Origin of the sequence: Pantoea vagans (genome assembly GCF_004792415.1) — a bacterium.
GTDB lineage: Bacteria > Pseudomonadota > Gammaproteobacteria > Enterobacterales > Enterobacteriaceae > Pantoea > Pantoea vagans.
In genome coordinates, this window is sequence record NZ_CP038853.1 from 3,155,173 (window position 1) to 3,170,038 (window position 14,866).

General features: G+C 54.2%; 16 protein-coding genes and 1 tRNA gene. 5 read left to right on the plus strand and 12 right to left on the minus strand.

Features of this window, described 5'->3' with window-relative positions; all coding sequences use genetic code 11:
* The first annotated feature begins 16 nt into the window (after positions 1 to 16).
* Entirely contained in the window at positions 17 to 1,405 is a 1,389-nt protein-coding gene (locus EGO56_RS14970) for an amidohydrolase family protein (protein WP_135909957.1), read from the plus strand.
* Between the two features lie 166 nt (positions 1,406 to 1,571).
* Here the strand turns inward: EGO56_RS14970 and EGO56_RS14975 are convergent, their stop codons facing one another.
* Positions 1,572 to 1,790: a hypothetical protein gene (locus tag EGO56_RS14975; protein WP_013356919.1), complete on the minus strand. Its 219-nt coding sequence runs from the start codon at positions 1,788 to 1,790 to the stop codon at positions 1,572 to 1,574.
* A gap of 413 nt (positions 1,791 to 2,203) precedes the next feature.
* Here EGO56_RS14975 and dbpA point away from each other — a divergent pair, with 413 nt between their 5' ends.
* The gene (gene dbpA, locus EGO56_RS14980; protein WP_135909958.1) at positions 2,204 to 3,586 is read left to right on the plus strand and encodes an ATP-dependent RNA helicase DbpA; all 1,383 of its coding nucleotides are present in this window, start codon (positions 2,204 to 2,206) and stop codon (positions 3,584 to 3,586) included.
* A 36-nt stretch (positions 3,587 to 3,622) separates the two neighbouring features.
* On the opposite strand, the gene EGO56_RS14985 is transcribed toward dbpA, so the two are convergent.
* Complete coding sequence (locus EGO56_RS14985) at positions 3,623 to 4,015, minus strand: YgiW/YdeI family stress tolerance OB fold protein (protein ID WP_033731697.1); 393 nt, start codon at positions 4,013 to 4,015, stop codon at positions 3,623 to 3,625.
* Between the two features lie 167 nt (positions 4,016 to 4,182).
* Here EGO56_RS14985 and EGO56_RS14990 point away from each other — a divergent pair, with 167 nt between their 5' ends.
* The 3 genes from EGO56_RS14990 (at position 4,183) to EGO56_RS14995 (ending at position 7,254) form a co-directional block, all read left to right on the plus strand.
* Complete coding sequence (locus EGO56_RS14990; RefSeq protein WP_013356916.1) at positions 4,183 to 5,145, plus strand: chemotaxis protein; 963 nt, start codon at positions 4,183 to 4,185, stop codon at positions 5,143 to 5,145.
* 80 nt (positions 5,146 to 5,225) lie between these two features.
* Positions 5,226 to 5,375, plus strand: coding sequence for a hypothetical protein (locus EGO56_RS22345; RefSeq protein ID WP_167493438.1), 150 nt, complete (start codon positions 5,226 to 5,228; stop codon positions 5,373 to 5,375).
* A gap of 301 nt (positions 5,376 to 5,676) precedes the next feature.
* Entirely contained in the window at positions 5,677 to 7,254 is a 1,578-nt protein-coding gene (locus tag EGO56_RS14995; protein ID WP_013356915.1) for a methyl-accepting chemotaxis protein, read from the plus strand.
* Between the two features lie 228 nt (positions 7,255 to 7,482).
* Here the strand turns inward: EGO56_RS14995 and ymcF are convergent, their stop codons facing one another.
* From ymcF to proA, 10 genes are all read right to left on the minus strand, one after another.
* Positions 7,483 to 7,653: a cold shock small protein YmcF gene (gene ymcF, locus EGO56_RS22530; protein ID WP_098053076.1), complete on the minus strand. Its 171-nt coding sequence runs from the start codon at positions 7,651 to 7,653 to the stop codon at positions 7,483 to 7,485.
* Positions 7,654 to 7,656: 3 nt separating this feature from the next.
* Entirely contained in the window at positions 7,657 to 7,869 is a 213-nt protein-coding gene (gene cspE, locus EGO56_RS15005; RefSeq protein ID WP_003854408.1) for a transcription antiterminator/RNA stability regulator CspE, read from the minus strand.
* Between the two features lie 438 nt (positions 7,870 to 8,307).
* Positions 8,308 to 8,383, minus strand: a tRNA-Thr gene (locus EGO56_RS15010).
* 167 nt (positions 8,384 to 8,550) lie between these two features.
* Positions 8,551 to 10,305: a glycosyl hydrolase family 28-related protein gene (locus EGO56_RS15015; RefSeq protein ID WP_135909960.1), complete on the minus strand. Its 1,755-nt coding sequence runs from the start codon at positions 10,303 to 10,305 to the stop codon at positions 8,551 to 8,553.
* 204 nt (positions 10,306 to 10,509) lie between these two features.
* Positions 10,510 to 10,803, minus strand: a complete 294-nt coding sequence (locus EGO56_RS15020; protein ID WP_135909961.1) for a hypothetical protein — start codon at positions 10,801 to 10,803, stop codon at positions 10,510 to 10,512.
* Positions 10,800 to 11,147 carry a DUF7940 domain-containing protein gene (locus EGO56_RS15025; RefSeq protein ID WP_135909963.1) on the minus strand — a complete coding sequence of 116 codons (348 nt, stop codon included), beginning with the start codon at positions 11,145 to 11,147 and terminating at the stop codon, positions 10,800 to 10,802. Before EGO56_RS15025 ends, EGO56_RS15020 begins: the two co-directional genes overlap by 4 nt.
* Positions 11,144 to 11,611, minus strand: coding sequence for a glycoside hydrolase family protein (locus EGO56_RS15030; protein ID WP_033731691.1), 468 nt, complete (start codon positions 11,609 to 11,611; stop codon positions 11,144 to 11,146). The genes EGO56_RS15025 and EGO56_RS15030 overlap by 4 nt, the downstream gene beginning before the upstream one ends.
* A gap of 204 nt (positions 11,612 to 11,815) precedes the next feature.
* Positions 11,816 to 12,094: a transcriptional antitermination N peptide gene (locus EGO56_RS22660; RefSeq protein ID WP_033731690.1), complete on the minus strand. Its 279-nt coding sequence runs from the start codon at positions 12,092 to 12,094 to the stop codon at positions 11,816 to 11,818.
* A 422-nt stretch (positions 12,095 to 12,516) separates the two neighbouring features.
* Positions 12,517 to 13,248, minus strand: a complete 732-nt coding sequence (locus EGO56_RS15040; RefSeq protein ID WP_135909965.1) for a S24 family peptidase — start codon at positions 13,246 to 13,248, stop codon at positions 12,517 to 12,519.
* Between the two features lie 360 nt (positions 13,249 to 13,608).
* Complete coding sequence (gene proA, locus EGO56_RS15045; protein ID WP_135909967.1) at positions 13,609 to 14,862, minus strand: glutamate-5-semialdehyde dehydrogenase; 1,254 nt, start codon at positions 14,860 to 14,862, stop codon at positions 13,609 to 13,611.
* Positions 14,863 to 14,866 lie beyond the last annotated feature (4 nt).

A 14,866-nucleotide genomic window follows, 5' to 3' on the forward strand; every position in this document is an offset into this window, starting at 1 on the left:
TTTGCAGGAGCCTCTGATGCCTATTTCCTCTTCGCCGAGCCGCCGTGATTTCCTGGGGCAAAGCGTTCGCTGGACCGCCGCAGGCGGCTTGCTGGCCGCCGGTCTTGGTCAGGCCAGTGCCGAGACCCGCTCATCGTTGCCCGCCATCAATCCCGACCAGCCCGCCGCCCTGCCCCGACAGGACCACTATCTGCTGCGCAATGTGCGACTGGAAGAGGGTTTTATCCGTGAGGATGACGACGTCGTCGCGACCCGGACCGGTCTTTACGACATCAGCGTGCGCGACGGCAAAATTGACCAGCTGACCTCGGCGGGCCAGGGTGACAGCACGCTACCGTCATGGGATGCGCAGGAGGCGCTGCTGCTGCCCGCGACGCAGGATATGCATATCCATCTTGATAAAACCTTCTACGGCGGTCCGTGGCAGGCTCCACGTCCACGTCAGGGCAAAACCATCATGGATATGATTGCACGCGAGCAGGTGCTGATTCCGCAGCTGCTGCCGCACTCCCAGGCCCGTGCCGAAGGATTGATCGCCCTGCTGCACGCCAAAGGTACTACCCGCGCCCGCAGCCATTGCAATATCGATCCGGTCAGCGGCCTGAAAAGTCTGGAACATCTGCAGGCGGCATTAGCCCGTCATCCTGCTTTTTCCTGCGAGATCGTTGCCTTCCCGCAGCACGGTCTGCTGCACTCGCAGGTTGATGGCCTGATGCGTGAGGCGATGCAGAACGGCGTTGAATATGTCGGCGGGCTGGATCCCACTAACGTGGATGGCGCGATGGAGAAATCGCTGGATGCCATGTTTCAGATTGCGCTCGACTATCAGCGCGGCGTGGATATTCATCTGCATGAAACCTCACCGGCTGGCGTGGCGGCGATTCAGTACATGATTGACACCGTGGCGCAGAATCCGGTGCTGAAAGGTAAAGTGACGCTGAGCCACGGTTTTGCGCTGGCGACGCTTACCGGCAGTGCACTGGATAACATGATCGAAGGGCTGGCGGAGCAGCAGTTCAGCGTCGCTTCCACGTTGCCGATTGGCAGGCTCACTATGCCGATTCCGCAATTGCAGGCGGCGGGCATCAAAGTGATGACCGGCACCGACAGCGTGATTGATCACTGGTCCCCGTTTGGCACCGGCAGCATGCTGGAAAAAGCGAATCTCTATGCGCAGCTCTATCGCGGCTCAGATGAGTTCTCGCTGTCGCGGGCGCTGGCGATCGCCACAGACGATCGGCTCCCGCTCTCTGCTCAGGGCGATCGTCAGTGGCCTGCGCCGGGCGATGATGCGAGCATGATGCTGGTAGCAGCGAGCTGTTCCGCTGAAGCGGTGGCGCGCATTTCACCGGTAGTGGCGACCTTCTCACGCGGCAAACCGGTCTTTGCGCTGGCCTCGGCCTGAGCCTTCTCAGCTAGCGGCGAGATCGAGCCTGCTCTGCGGCTAGCACATACCTGCTCAGGATTTGCCAGCAGCGATCTTACTGCCTGAACCTGTCCCCTGATACGCCCCCCAAAAACAACAGAGCCTCCACACGGGAGGCTCTGCATTTACCTGAGCGGAGTGCGGGTTACGCGCTTTTGGCCCATTGATCATTCGACATTAATTCCATTGCCAGCGCGTATAAGCGACGATCTTCCTGATCACAGGGCTCATCTTCCGCATAACAGCCGATCATGGATGCGATTTTATCCGCAGATAAACTCTCGCCATGAACATGCAGTGTCAGTACGGCGCGGCCTACTATTTTAAGCACATTTTCATGTGGTCCCTGGATGCTATTACTCAATGCAAATACCCTCTACCGGTCGTTGTACCAGGAATATGGCGCGATAAATATAAAGCAATTAGATCAGGATTTTTATCGGCACCAGTGGTGATATTTTTTAATGATTAATTCTATTACTGGAGTCTTAGTTGAGGATTTATCTGATTAACAATGAAATATTTTTTTAAAAACGGTCACTTATAAAATAATTACTGGTATTAACCGATCGTCACTCTGGAACAACTACGTTAAGCCGGCGTTAATCTATAAAAATAAACCACCTTTTTTCAGTAAACTTCAGCTTATTCCTAAGCGCACCGGCAGATTTAGTTTCATACCGCTAACCATCGAGGTTACCGTTGCTGTCAGGCGTGCTTTCTGCCAGACTTGCCCCGCAATAATGCCCCACACTTTCAGCCTCAGAGGCCGCGCCCGTGACCGCTTTTTCTACCCTCAATTCGCTTCCCGACAGCCAGCTCGATAACCTGCGCGAGATGGGCTACACCAGCATGACGCCCGTGCAGGCCGCTACGCTGCCCGCCATTCTGCAGGGACGCGACGTGCGCGCGCAGGCGAAAACCGGCAGCGGTAAAACGGCTGCCTTTGGTATTGGTTTACTGCACCATATCGACAGCACCCGCTTTCAGACGCAGGCACTGATCCTCTGTCCGACCCGTGAACTGGCGGATCAGGTGGGTAACGTGCTGCGCCAGCTGGCGCGCTTCACCCGTAACATCAAAGTGCTCACCCTGTGTGGCGGACAGCCAATGAGCGCGCAACGTGACTCGCTGGTGCATCCACCGCATATTGTGGTCGGCACGCCGGGTCGTATCCTCGACCACATCAACCGCGAAAACCTCAAGCTGGACCAGCTCAGCACGCTGGTGCTGGATGAGGCGGATCGGATGCTGGAGATGGGCTTCCTCAATGATATGGAAACGATCATTGAAGCGACGCCCGCCTCGCGTCAGACGCTGCTTTTTTCCGCTACCTGGCCCGACGGTATCACCGCTATCAGCACCCGCTTTCAGCGTGATGCACTGAGCGTTGTCACTGAAGATGTCAGCGAACTGCCGTCAATCGACCAGCAGTTCTTTGAAGCCAGCCACAATGAAAAACTGGGCCTGCTGATAGCCCTGCTCAGCGATCGTCAGCCTTCATCCTGCGTGGTCTTCTGCAACACTAAACGTGAGTGTGATGATGTTGCTGCAGCGCTTAACGTGCGTGATATCAGCGCCCTGCCACTGCATGGCGACCTTGAGCAGCGCGATCGTGAACGCGTGCTGATTCGCTTCGCGAACGGCAGCGGTCGCGTGCTGGTCGCGACCGATGTCGCCGCGCGCGGACTCGACATCAAATCGCTGGCGATGGTGGTCAACTATCAGCTCGCCTGGGACCCTGAAGTTCACCTGCACCGCATTGGTCGTACGGCGCGTGCAGGCGAGCATGGTGTTGCCGTCAGCCTGGTCGCGGCCGATGAGATGGCGCGTGCGCATGCGCTGGAAGATTTCCTGCAGCAGAAACTGCCGTGGGTCTCGGCCAGCACGCTGAAAAAAGGCAGCAGTAAGCCACTGCCTGCCGCCATGATGACGTTGTGCATTGATGGTGGCCGTAAAGCCAAGATACGTCCGGGAGATATTCTGGGTGCGCTGACGGGTGAAGCGGGTTATCGCGCTGAGCAGATTGGGAAAATTGTCCTGACCCCGACCCATGCCTACGTAGCGATTGAGGCAAATCAGGCCAAAGCGGCACTGGTGAAACTTAAGCAGGGCAAAATCAAAGGCAAAACCTGCCGGGCGATTCTGCTGAAAGACTAAATTAAAAAGGGCGAGGTCATGACCTCGCCCGGTCTGTTATGGCTCTTCGATGCGTGACACATGCAGCGTGGTTTTATCGCCTTTACCCTGTACCTTGCCACTGACGCGCACTTTGTCCTCAGCGGTGTAGGTTTTACCATCAAAGGTCTTCTTCGGGGCAATAATCGGTAATGTCCCGGTGTTGTCTCGGAACTGATACCGCTCGCCCTGTTCTTTCTTCACGATGTAACCTTCCAGCGTTACATACCCGCCCTGACGGAAATCGCGGATCTGATCGATGTGGGTCTGGCCGGTATCTTCTGACCCTTTATAGCCGGCATCCTGCTTGTGTTGCGGCGGCGGCGTATCGCCTGCTTTGTATCCGCCCTCTTCAGCTGAAACGCCTGCGCTCATCATCACCAGCAACGACGCTAAAATCACTTTTTTCATTTCACACTCCTTTATTGGAAAGGTGTCCATGTTGAACCTTCAGGGTTAAGCCTGGCACAATAATTGGCATCCGTTTTATTTCACCCTTCTCTTCTCACCTTTTTCCGTTTGCTGCCGATAACCTGTTTACACCCTATTTCACCAGCTGCGTTAATGCAGAGGCAACCATGGATAATTTTCAAAAAGAGATCGATGAAAGAGCGAACCTCGCGTTATCGAACAAGTTTGAGCTGCTGCTGTTTCGCTTAGGTTCCGATCAGCTGAAAGGCAAGTCTGAACTGTTTGGCATTAACGTCTTCAAGCTGCGTGAAATTGTACCGATGCCAACCATCACTAAAGCCGCGGGCATGCGTTCGCCGCTGCTGGGAATGGCGAGTATTCGTGGTCAGTTCATTCCGGTCATCGACCTGCCTGCAGTAGCGGGCTGTGTGCCGGAAACCGGTCTTAACCTGCTGCTGGTGACCGAGTATGCCCGTAACACCCAGGCGTTTGCCGTGGAGTCAGTTGAGAACATCGTGCGTCTCGACTGGAGCCAGGTGCATACCGCTGAAGCCGGTATCGGCGGCCGCAATATTACCAGCATCGCCTGCCTGGACAGCGACAAACAGAGCAACGAGCTGGCGATGGTGCTGGACGTTGAGCAGATTCTGTATGACATCATTCCTTCAGTGCGCGGCGTTGAACCGGAAGCGGCCAGACCGCGTGCGTTCAACTATCGCCCTGGTGCAGTCGCCATTGTGGCAGAAGATTCTAAAGTGGCGCGTCAGCTGCTGGAGCAGGGCCTGAAGAGCATGGGCATCCCGGCGCTGATGTTTAACACCGGACTGGAAGCCTGGGAAAAAATTAAGCTGATGAGCCAGGAAGCACAGGCCGCGGGCGAGTCGATTCACGACAAAATTGCGCTGGTCCTGACCGATCTGGAGATGCCAGAGATGGATGGCTTTACGCTGACCCGCAACATTAAGCGGGACCCGATTCTCAAGGTTCTGCCGGTCGTCATTCACTCCTCACTCTCTGGCAGCGCCAACGAAGATCATGTGCGCAAAGTGGGTGCCGACGGTTATGTGGCGAAGTTTGAACTGAATGAGCTGTCAGACGTGATTTTCAACGTTCTCGACACTGCACGCTAAACAAATCCGGGCCGCGAAGAATGCCCGGTATGTTTTTACTTTTTAGCCAGCAGAATGGCTGGCCTGATCAGGAACCGACTATGCACATTGAAACTTTACCTGTTACACCGGCACCTGCTACCCCTTCTCCTCAGAAAGTGCTGCGTGGCCGTTTACGCCAGCTGGCCTGGATTACCGCCGTCACGTTAAGTGTCGCATTCTGGGTAGGCCTCTACTTCTTAGTTTTCTGAATCCGGTCATGCTTGTCTGGATCGGGCCGTCAGCATTCCTGCTGACGGCCCTTTTTTTTGCCTGAGTTTCCCCTTTGTTTATTTGTTAACCCTTTCTGAAGCTTTTCAGTGACTATTTATTCACGCACCGTTATTACTTAAAAATTATTAAAGGTACAACTGCGTGCTCCGATAACAGACTGTGCGAGATCACCTTTTTGCCTGCGGTTGTGACCACAGACATCAGCAAGGCACTGCGCACAACAGCAGAGAACCTGAGTGTTGCTAACAAACTGATTAATAATAAAACGGGGAAGAGAACATGTTCAGTATCAAGAATATGAAGGTCGGTATGCGGCTCGCAGCAGCCTTCGGTATTATTGTGACGTTACTGATAGTGATTGGCGTAACATCCATTACCAGAATTAACAGTATTAATACCGCGATCTCATCGATCGTTGACGATCGCTATGTGAAAGTACGACTGGCATTTGATGTGCGCGATGGCGTCAACGATCAGATCAAATACCTGCGCGGCATGGTGATCGACACAAACCGTCCGGAAATGAATGTGAAGCGTTATGGTCAGCTGGATGAAGCCACGCAACGCACCAACATCGCGATGAAAAAGATTGAAGACATCCAGGTTACACCCGTCGGTAAGAAAAAGATCGCCGGTCTGCTGGCCTCGTCTCAGGCATTTGAGCAGGTCAAAACTGAATTGATCGGCCTGATCAAAGCGGGCAATTTTGATGCAGCCAGCGCCTATGTCCTGAAATCGATGACCGCCACCCAGAACAAATTCCTGCAGGATGCGGTGAATTTTGCCAACTCTCAGGACTCGCAGCTGCGCAGTGAAGGTCAGGGCATTGTGGAAAATGGTCAGTCTGCTATCACCATCACGCTGATTTTCTCCGCGCTGGCGATTCTGGCCGCGATTATGCTGGGCTACTTCCTGACCCGCTCTATTGTCCGTCCACTGGTTGCAGCGGTTGACGTTGCTGAACGCGTTGCCGCGGGCGATCTGAGTACCCAGATGCAGGTCACCTCGCGCGATGAAACCGGCGTCCTGATGCAGGCGCTGCAGCGCATGAACGATAACCTGCTGTCGATTGTGACTGAAGTACGCACCGGCTCCGACACTATCGCGGTCGCCTCCAATCAAATCTCCAGTGGTAACCTGGACCTCTCAACCCGCACTGAGCAGCAGGCCAGTTCGCTGGAAGAGACCGCCTCTGCCATGGAGCAGATGACGTCGACCGTGAAACACAATGCCGACAACGCACGTGAAGCTAATCACCTGGTATCGACGACTTCCAGCGTAGCGCGTGAAGGTGGCGTGGTCATGGAAAAAGTGATCGAGAAGATGGAAGCGATCGCCCTCTCCTCACGCAAAATTGTCGATATCATCAGCGTTATCGACTCCATCGCCTTCCAGACCAATATTCTGTCACTGAACGCCGCCGTTGAAGCGGCGCGTGCGGGTGAACAGGGTCGCGGCTTTGCGGTGGTTGCAAGTGAAGTGCGTAATCTGGCACAGCGCTCAGCCTCCGCGGCCAAAGAGATTAAGGTACTGATTGAAGATTCGGTCGCTAAAGTCGATGAAGGCAGCAAACTGGTAACCCATGCGGGTTCGACCATCGGTGAGGTGGTAAACAGCGTGCAGAGCGTGGCGAATATTATGAGCGAAATCACCATTGCCAGCAGCGAGCAGAGCAGCGGTATCAATGAGATCAATCAGGCGATTACCCAGATGGAAGCGGTAACGCAGCAGAACGCTGCGCTGGTTCAGGAAGCATCAGCTGCTTCACAGGCACTGCAGGATCAGGCTGAGCGTATGGCGCAGGCGATGAGCGTGTTTAATACCGGCAAGCTCGCACTGCAACCCGTGCTTCGCTGATTCCCTTTAATGGCCTGCTCCGGCAGGCCTGTTTCAGATCGGTGACAGTAAACGAACAGGTTACAGGTGGTTGAGTAAAGAATTACGCAGGGAAGCTAAGGTATTCCGGCGGGTACAGAAGAAAGGATGAGGGATGGCGGAGGGGAACTGCAGAAAACAAAAAAGGCTGCCAGAGGCAGCCTTTTATTACTGTAAATGCAACAACGCTATAAAGCTCACTAGCCTTTATCAGAGAGCGCGAAGCTGGCTCTGAATTGCAATCCTCGCCGCGTTCACCTGAACAACGACAGATTTGCAGAAAATGCATTTCGCTCCATGCGGATTGGCTCTTGTAACATCAAAATGCGATGTACGAAACTGTGAGCCATTACAGTGAGGACATTTAAAAGTAATTTTCAGTCCTTAGAGACCAACAACGTTCGCAGCAGCTGGGCCTTTGGCGCCATTTTCTACTGTGAATTCAACTTGCTGACCTTCGTCTAATGAACGGAAATCGGTGCCCTGGATTGCAGAGAAATGTACGAATACATCTTTGCTGCCGTCTGCAGGAGAGATGAAACCGAAGCCTTTCTCTGCGTTAAACCATTTAACGGTACCGCGAATTTTGTTAGACATGCTTAAATCCTTAATATATCGAGCCTTCCGGCATAATGGCCTGAGAACAGAGTTTAATCAGAACGTAAGAGAAGACTCAAAAAGAAGGGATGTCTCGCGACAAACTTAGAGATGAGAACTGCTTTGGTTACTTACTTTGATAGTGTCTGTTAATCAAACCGACGATTCATTAGGCCACACTTCACCAGGCGACGCAAGCCGTTATTCAAATTAAACGCAAATAGCGTGGCCTGAACTTAGCGGCGATGAGTGAACGGTTCAGCGTTCCGGACTGACAACCCGGCCAGAGCGCGCATTGTTTATGGCAGATAACCCCTGCCGCGCCACCAGATAGCGGCTGGCGACGGTAAATTCTCAGTGTGGGTTCTTTAATCAGAATAGAGGCTTAAGAAAGGCCTGCAGAAATTTATTCCGGCGTGAGGCTGAAAAAGAGCGGAGTGGTGCCGGAAACAGGAGTCGAACCTGCGACCTTCGCATTACGAATGCGCTGCTCTGCCAACTGAGCTACACCGGCAAGGGTGAGAAGTACGGGTGCTACGGTAAAAAAGAGCCGTTATTACGTCAAGCGCACTTGTTTGAAAAGCATTCATATTTCCCCATATGACAATGATATTTTCACCTGACTTTTGTTACCGGTTAAAAAAGGGCGAGGCCGGAGCCTCGCCCAAAACATGCCGATCATCAATCGTAGTAAGGAACCTTGCGGTCAACGCCGTTGATATTGATCAGCACAAAACCGGTTGGCGCGGTTTTATTGGTCGGTGTTCCCGCAGCGGTCGCGAGCGTCACCACGCCCTTCTCGTTAGCACCAATACCTGCCAGGCCATTGTGCATGCCGAAGCGTGCCGCAGGTTTCAGGTTACTGATATTGGTGATGTCCGTCACCACCGACATATCAGACTGGAACAGCGAGCAGGAACCGGTATCGAAGCGGGTCGGACCGGTGGTCTTCAGGTTGAACATGGTCTCGCCGCTGTTGGCTTTCAGCTTGACCCAGATGACGGCATAGGTGGTCCCTACCCGGCCATAACGAATGTCCAGCACGGAAGGCTGTCCCATGTGGTAAGCATCGGCCCAGACCGTCTCCAGTCGCTGCAGGTTGATCAGGGTTTTACCGGTGGCAGGCATATTTACCGGTGAACCGGCGGTGCCGGACGGCGTGGTGGCATCCGCTTTACTGATCAGCTCCATCACCCATTGCTGGTTAGGCGCCGGGAAATAGAGCTGCCCCAGCCGATACCAGTTGTCGGTCGCGGTGTTATTCACCACTTTATAGCCGCTGTAATAGCCAGCACGCAGCGAACCGGTCATGAATGTGCCGTAGTTCTCATCCCGACGATAGCCATATTCAAAGGTCGATAACCACTTACTCCCGGCCAGATCATTGGTGATTTTCGCCCCCGCCTGCAGGTTAATATGACGCATCACCACGCGGGCATTGTTGAGATTAAGCGGCGTGGCACAATCTTCAATGTTGAGCGTCTCAATGTTCCAGCCGCCGTCCGACAGATCCCCCGGGTTAGTCGTGTGCTCAATCCAGACGTTGCGCATGACGCCCTGCGTAACGCGCGGCATGTACAGCGTGGCATCGCCGTAGCCCGACTGGAAGTTGGCATTACAGAGCTCAATGGCGGTTGAGTGGTCCCAGTTCCCCTTCGGTGTGTTTGACCAGCCGACATCAAACACGCGTGAATAGGTCGTGGAGGTGTAGATCTGATCGAACTTACTGTCGAGCGTATCCTGCAGCTTAAAGACGGTTCCCCCGGTACTTTGCGCCTTAAAGCAGAAGATATTGACGATCTGGCCGCCGACAATCGTGTTTTCGAAGAACGGCTGAACGTTGCTGCACTGTTCAGGCGTGACGGTGACTTTGAGTGTGGTGTCGACAGTCCCGGCATTAGCCTGTCCGTGCCAGCAGATGCCTTTGATGGCGATTTTACGCGCATTAACCTTAAACACCGGAGTAGCACTTTTGTCAGAAATAATAGTGGTGCGCGGTGACGAGCCGAGTTCGATATCGTCACCTGCCAGACCAAAGAACGGCAACTCTGTATCGCTGATATCGATAGGTGAAATCAGGAAGCGACCACCCGGGAAACGTACCGGAATGGCTTTGGCATAGGTGTTATAGCTCTGCGTCCATGCCAGCATGCGCTTAAAGGCATCAGTGTCATCGGTGACGCCATCCCCTTTCGCGCCAAAGTGCAGGATATTCACTTCGGCAGGATCGTTGATGGTGCGCTTCCAGTAGAAACCGTTACCCACCGCCACCGTACCGCCATCATCTTTCAGCGGCGTGGTGCTGAGGAAACCGACAAAGTCTGCGCCGCCACGGAAGCTGGAGTCTTTGTCGTAATAGCGTTTCAGGCTCGCGACTTCACCTGATTTTGGTGGAACAGTGGTGCGCAGTTCAGCAAAAGAGTTAACTTCGATCATAGAATCCTCCTCAGGATCATTGAGATATCGCGCTGACCATCAGCGCACTACTTAGCCGCAGCCGGATGGCCGCAAAGGGTGTCCCACATGTCGTTGTGGGTGTTGATGGCGCGCACTGTCCTGACGTCCATTTTTTGCGCGTCATCGCCGTAGGTATAAAGAGGGGAAAAAAGTACGCAGGCAGAGTCGGTGATCGCCACCGGCTCAGGGTTTGTGGTATTTCGACTGCTGCAGCTTGTCGCGAGCAGCAGCGTCATCAAGGCTGTGATTGTCAGTCGCCACACGGTTAGCCTCCTCGCGGTTATGTTGTTGCTGTTGCGCCACCGCGCTGACGCGGGCCGCCTCCTGTTGCGCGTTTGCGACGTCAGATCGCGCCTTCTGCTGCACTTTGCCGATTTTCCTGCCGCCGAAATAACTGGCGCCCAGTGCTGCAATAACGCCAGCCAGTGCGGCAAGCCAGTGCCAGCTGCCGCCCAGTAAGGTGGTAATCAGAGTCATGGTTTCGCTCCTTCAGCCTGCTCTTTCGCGTTAAGCAGATTTTTCTGACGAACAAACTGAGCAATCACCCCCATCGCCACCATGAATGCGCCCACCAGCCCCAGGTAGTTGTGTGGCAGAATCGCTTTCACGTCCTCCGGCAGTACGCTCCAGGCATCAACGGCAGCAGAAGGAAACGACTGCGCCCAGGCGCTGAGCATTGAACCCAGCGACGCGAGCCAGACGGACCAGGTTTTGAAGAGCAGGCGGGCATGAGAGACAAACTGCAGGGTGGTGAAGCGCTGCAACAGCAGCAGGATGATGATCGCCGTCAGTACGGCGACGAGAAACATGAGCCATCTCATAGCAGCCCCCTGTAAACCGCATAGGTTCCGCTGCGCATCATCTCCGCATGACGCCGGGCGCGGCCCGGTGTCTGGCGGGCCCAGAGGCTGTTCATCATCGCGTCAGCTGCCTCACTGAACTGTTCAGCAGCGATGGCGGTGAGCATGTTTTTGAACTGCATAACGCCTTCGACGCCCAGCTGATAGGTCATGCTCAGCAACACATCCGTGCGGGCGTCATTGCACTTCGCCAGCGCGTTCCGCAGCAGATCCCTGCCCTGCATCTCCTGAACTTTGTTTTCAAGAATGCACTGCTTCCAGACATCCCCGACGCGCCGTGGCACGCGGAAGGTGTAATTACTCAGCGATGCCCCCTTAGGCCCGATGCGGATACCGCCCGCCACCGTGGGAAAGCCCAGCGTGTCGAGGTAAGGCGTGTCGACATATCCCTCTTCAAAATTCAGTACTGCAATTATCTGGCTCATAACGACTCCTTAATGACGGGTTAAAGCAATTCACCATTGTGAAAAGAAATACATAACGCCTGCTGATCATTACCCATTCAGGCGCGGCAAGAGGCCTGACTGACCCTGCAGCAAAACTGAACAGTAATTCAGCAAATTGCGTCCAGTGATAGCTGGAGATAACGAAGAGTTAGCCGGAACGGAAATGCACGCTTTCTTCGCGCTTCAGCTCACGGCGTAGAGGTGAACATGCGGAAGACAGCAATTGTCGAAACTGGGTGTTTCCTGACTGGTGACGCGGGGTGCAGTGATTGCGCGATCAACGCGCGGGGCGACCTGACGCTGGCAGATTTGCTCTGCACGTCTCAGGACGGGGGGTTCAGTTGGGAAGTTCAGGGCCTGGTCGATGCTCTGAGTCAGGCTGCTGAGAGGTTGGCGCCGCCGATGGCGACGAGTACGTGCGTTGCCCACAAAAACGCTTTTGCCATAGTGAATTATCGCCATAACTCCTCCTGTGAATGAGTCTTTGGCGATGGGGTGGCAGGCGCGAGCTTTCGGTGATCCGAACGGGCCCGAATGACGTGTATCGCGCTCGCACGCTCGCCGCCCGGCTGCGTTAGCAGCCAGGTGGAAAGTAAGCGAGGGGAAATAAACGGCATCTGACGACGCTGCATTTTGCGCATCCACCCCATCCCAAAGTTCACTGACTTTTGGGTGGTATGATTCGCGCTTGTGCAGCGCCTCAATTGTTTAAGAGCGGCTCATCCGTGAAAGAACTGCTTCGTTCATCCATATCCAAATTATTAACAGGTTCTTATGCTTTATCAAACACTGTTGGTTAATTTTTTATTTACTGCTGGTTAAATTTATGAATTTATGCCGATTATTTTTTTGCAGCCTGTCTGAGAAAGGCAGCAAAAGCGGCCTTAGCCGAGGATTTGATAGTGACGCGCCTGACTCATGATCACTTTTGCCAGGACCTTCAGGCTGGTAACGTCTTCGTGATTGAGATACCAGGTTTCATAGCGTTTATTATCTGAAATTACAGCAATTTTCTTATGTTGCAGCTGCAGACGCTTGAGATAGAGTTGCTCATCGAGGGTAAAAATATAGATGCCATCACCGTCGAACATCCGCACGCTGATATCCACAAACAGCTGATCGCGCGGTGCAAAGGTGTCAGCCATAGAGTCGCTATTGATGGCAATTAACCGGATGTTCTCCGCCGAACGCCCGTTGAATAGCACCCGCGCCTCATCCAGACCATATTCGATCGCCTGGATGGTCTCCACAAACTCATCACGCGCGGGCAGACCCGCAGCGCTTCGCTGCCCGATATCAAGACTATCCACCCGAAACACATTCTTATGGCCGGTAAACGTGCTCAGCGTTACCGGGTCAGCAGGTTGTTCCATACCGTATTGCAGCCACTCTACCCTGACTCCCAGCAGCTGGCTGAGCGCCAGTAAATTTCCGCCATCAGGCACTGACTGCGCGTTAAACCACTTCCACACTCCTGGTGTTGAAATCTTACAGCCCTGCTGCTGCAGGGCTCTGGCAACCTGTTTGTTTCGTCCATGTCCGACAATGCCGGCACTCTCACAGGCCGCTATCAGCCTGGTGGTGAAAGCTTGTCTTGTACTTTCTTTTTTAACCATTAGTTAATAATCAGCCATAGAAGAGATACTGGATGTTATTTTCATTATTGCTACCAGTTCATTTTATATTACCGCTCGTTTACTACCTAACCGCTTTATCAAGCATTTCTAATTATCATTATCCGCTTCGGCCTGCAGCTGAACAAAAAATATTGCCTCAGGCCGCATACAGCCCCGGCTTTCAGGAATGTTCCGTAAGAAATTGCGTGAAATTCAGCCAGCATAACGGGCAACGGTGACGGGATCGGAATGAAAATTGATCAGACGGGCAGGAAACTCTATCTTTAAATGGACCGGAAAGCCGGGCTAAAAAAAACGGGAGTCTCTGAAAGACTCCCGTTTTGTTAAAAATTATCGTAGCTATGACCGGAGCGTGTCGTCGCCCCAGGCAATCCATTTATAGGTGGTCAGCGCCTCTAATCCCATTGGGCCGCGTGCATGCAGCTTCTGGGTACTGACCGCCACTTCCGCCCCCAGGCCAAACTGCCCGCCATCGGTGAAGCGGGTGCTGGCGTTAACATAGACCGCTGAGGAGTCGACCTGACGAACAAACCGCGCGGCGTTGCGGGTGTCGCGGGTCAGGATGGCATCCGAGTGCTGCGTGCCGTGCGTACGGATGTGATCGATCGCCTCATCCATATCCGCCACTAATTTGACGTTAAGGTCCAGCGACAGCCACTCATCATTGTACTGCTGAGGATTAACCTGGATGACCGAAGCCGGGCCCTGCTGCAGCTGCGCCAGCACGTTGCTGTCAGCATGCAGCGCGATGCCTTCCTGCGCCATACGCGCGCTGAAAGCGGGCAGGAAACGTTCGGCCATCGCCTGATCCACCAGCAGCGTTTCCAGCGAGTTACAGGCGCTGGGACGCTGTTTTTTGGCGTTGACGATCAGATCAAGCGCCGGTTCAATCTCCATCGTCTCATCAATGTAGATGTGACACACGCCGATGCCGCCGGTAATCACCGGGATGGTGGAGTTTTCCCGGCACAGCTTGTGCAGCCCGGCTCCGCCACGCGGGATGAGCATATCGACGTAGCGATCCAGCTTCAGCAGCTGATTCACCAGCTCGCGATCCGGATTTTCAATCGCCTGCACGATAGCCGTCGGCAGACCGTGCTGCTTCAGCGCGTTCTGGATCACCCGGACGGTGGCCGCATTGGTGCGCCAGGTCTCTTTGCCGCCACGCAAAATGGCGGCGTTGCCGGTTTTCAGGCACAGGCTGGCGACATCAACCGTGACGTTGGGACGCGCCTCATAAATGACTGCCACAACGCCCAGCGGCACGCGACGGCGTTCAATACGCAGTCCGCTGTCGAGCTGACCGCCGTCGATTAACTGTCCCACCGGATCGGCCAGCTGACAGACCTGACGCACATCGCTGGCGATGCTGGCGAGGCGTTGCGGATTGAGTGTCAGCCGGTCTAACAGCGCGGCACTCATGCCGTTCTGACGCGCATCGGCTAAATCCAGCTCGTTAGCAGCCAGAATGTCTGCGCTCTCCGCCTCAAGGCGGTCAGCAATGGTCATCAGAACCTGATTCTTCTCAGCCGTCGACAGATCGGCCACGGTATACGCTGCGGCACGCGCCGCTTTTCCCATATCTTCAAGCATTGTC

Bases quoted from the DNA above. Each gene is read 5' to 3' on its own strand.
- proA (WP_135909967.1), bottom strand. From the start codon at position 14,862: ATGCTTGAAGATATGGGAAAAGCGGCGCGTGCCGCAGCGTATACCGTG.
- EGO56_RS22345 (WP_167493438.1), top strand. From the start codon at position 5,226: ATGCACATTGAAACTTTACCTGTTACACCGGCACCTGCTACCCCTTCT.
- EGO56_RS15025 (WP_135909963.1), bottom strand. From the start codon at position 11,147: ATGAGATGGCTCATGTTTCTCGTCGCCGTACTGACGGCGATCATCATC.
- EGO56_RS15015 (WP_135909960.1), bottom strand. From the start codon at position 10,305: ATGATCGAAGTTAACTCTTTTGCTGAACTGCGCACCACTGTTCCACCA.
- EGO56_RS15040 (WP_135909965.1), bottom strand. From the start codon at position 13,248: ATGGTTAAAAAAGAAAGTACAAGACAAGCTTTCACCACCAGGCTGATA.
- EGO56_RS15020 (WP_135909961.1), bottom strand. From the start codon at position 10,803: ATGACTCTGATTACCACCTTACTGGGCGGCAGCTGGCACTGGCTTGCC.
- EGO56_RS14970 (WP_135909957.1), top strand. From the start codon at position 17: ATGCCTATTTCCTCTTCGCCGAGCCGCCGTGATTTCCTGGGGCAAAGC.
- EGO56_RS22660 (WP_033731690.1), bottom strand. From the start codon at position 12,094: ATGGCGATAATTCACTATGGCAAAAGCGTTTTTGTGGGCAACGCACGT.
- EGO56_RS14985 (WP_033731697.1), bottom strand. From the start codon at position 4,015: ATGAAAAAAGTGATTTTAGCGTCGTTGCTGGTGATGATGAGCGCAGGC.
- EGO56_RS14990 (WP_013356916.1), top strand. From the start codon at position 4,183: ATGGATAATTTTCAAAAAGAGATCGATGAAAGAGCGAACCTCGCGTTA.
- EGO56_RS15030 (WP_033731691.1), bottom strand. From the start codon at position 11,611: ATGAGCCAGATAATTGCAGTACTGAATTTTGAAGAGGGATATGTCGAC.
- EGO56_RS14995 (WP_013356915.1), top strand. From the start codon at position 5,677: ATGTTCAGTATCAAGAATATGAAGGTCGGTATGCGGCTCGCAGCAGCC.
- cspE (WP_003854408.1), bottom strand. From the start codon at position 7,869: ATGTCTAACAAAATTCGCGGTACCGTTAAATGGTTTAACGCAGAGAAA.